The organism is Helicobacter mehlei (assembly GCF_007280785.1).
In the GTDB taxonomy this organism is placed as follows: Bacteria; Campylobacterota; Campylobacteria; order Campylobacterales; family Helicobacteraceae; genus Helicobacter; species Helicobacter mehlei.
This window is the reverse complement of the sequence record NZ_VKGC01000047.1, coordinates 1-1933: the sequence shown is the minus strand read 5'-3', so window position 1 is coordinate 1933 and position 1933 is coordinate 1. Positions and strand designations below refer to the sequence as shown.

Genomic DNA, 1933 nt, shown 5'->3' with positions numbered 1-1933 from the left:
AACCCCTCAGATTTTAACACCAAAACCACTAAACAAGTGTATTTGCATTTTGTCCCCTCTTCTAAACCAAAGGAAGTGTTTATGATTTTAAAACAAGTGCCCTTACACGCCACCTCTTTTAATGTGCTGTTAGCGCAAAATGTGCAAACCCAAGAGCAAGAAGTGTCTTTATGGGATCCCAAAAGTAGTTTAATGTTGGCTGCCAATGGAGGACTAGTTTTGCCCGATCCAAGAGATTACAAGCAAATCCTAGAGTTGCGTCAGCAAGCAGCAAAGCATAATGACCCCTTGCAAAAGGAGCGTTTTATCGCCACGCATGCCAAAGCTTTTAAAGCATTTATCAAGGCACTGCCTCCAAAAAACACCATCACCCTAGAATCCCCATCCAAGCACCCCGTTAAGGAGGTCTATTACATCTCTAAAGGAGTCCCGTCCAAAGAGATTGTAGCTAAGCTTGAAAAGCTCACCAAAGAGGCAAGGGTGCATGTGGTGTTATTAGGAGGATACCCTAGTGAAGATGTGGAGAATACTCTCTTCTTGGGGGCAGCTCTTTGCCTACAATATTTCCAACAAAACCCGCAACACCTTAGCACCATAGCGCGTTTGCAACAATGCACGCGGTTTTTAGACTCGGATGTGTTGGATAATGAAGCAGAGACTCATACATTGGAACATAAAACTATGGCGCGCATCACGCAAAACATCAGATTGACCCTTAGATTGGGGCTTGCTAAAAATCGCGTTACAGATTCAGATGATCTTGCTTTCTTCTTGCCCCTCTTTTACACACTCCCCAAAAAGGATTAAATATGCGTTTGTTAATGTTACTATGCCTTTGTATGGGTAGTTTGCTTGCTGGTGGGCTTACTAGTGAGGATAATTTACAAGCGTTGTCTAAGTTTTTAGGCACTAACCCCCTTGAAAAAGAGCGCACGAGTTTAAATGCTAAGTTTGATGTGGTGGTTGCCGTGCGCTCTAAAGCATATGACAAATTGTATGTCTTTGTGGTGAGTAAAGATAACAGCCAAGCTTACAGGGCTCAAGATTTCTTAGAGCGCGCCACGCCCCAAGAGAAAACCTATATCCAGCAGAGAATACAAGAGGCGCGCGCCTATGAGAACACGCCCCCTAAGATTAGGGATATGTTAAACAATAAGGTGCCTGAAGGGGATGATGAGGGGGAAGAAAATGAACCCAGAGACATCGCCCTTTTATCTCTAAAACCCTTAGAAGGGACAGATTTTAACATCGCCCAGATCAAGGATTATGCCCAAGCACATCAAGGCGCATTCTATGGTTGGGGTGTGCGCACCACCACTTATAGCACATGGATTTTAGACAAGGGCAACACTTTGGCTATTGAGCTCACTGACCCTTCTGGTGGATTTAAGCAAGCCCGCCAAATGATTAGGCGGAGCATGCAAGAGATGCAAAAGGCTAATGATGCCTACTACCACCGTGATTTTAACGCCCTTTTTGATCTCATTCCGATCTCTCAAATCGTTACGATCCTTTCTCAAAACCCCCAAGCTAAAGACCTCTATGTTGTCTTACCCAGTGCGGTTGATAGCAATATGGAGATTTTTGCTCAAAGCCAGCGCATTGTGGAGGATTTTCCCAATATGCTCAAAAAGGCAAATCTGCATATCATCCTTACTGATGATAGAAACACCGATAACAATGGCGATATCCAAACCTTTAACCAACAAGTCCGTTGCCGCCAAAACAACGCCGCTAAAATTGCCTTGTTCCAAAATTATTTTGCCATTAAGGGCACTTATTATGTCAATCTTGATTGCTCCAGCCCCAAAGAGAAGCACCCAGAACACAAATGGGCTAACTGGCAAGATGCCTTTTTTGGTATGGGAGCTTGTGGTGATAGGGTGGTGGATTACCACCCTGTGCCTTTTATTTATGAATATAGAGGGGGGGA

General features: G+C 44.1%; 2 protein-coding genes. Both read left to right on the top strand.

The annotated features are described in order from the left end of the window. Nucleotides 1-807 (top strand): hypothetical protein (locus tag FNE76_RS08000; RefSeq protein WP_235895378.1); only part of this gene is annotated, 807 nt, incomplete at its 5' end. Nucleotides 808-809: 2 nt separating this feature from the next. Beyond that, nucleotides 810-1933 (top strand): hypothetical protein (locus FNE76_RS07995; protein WP_235852326.1); only part of this gene is annotated, 1124 nt, incomplete at its 3' end.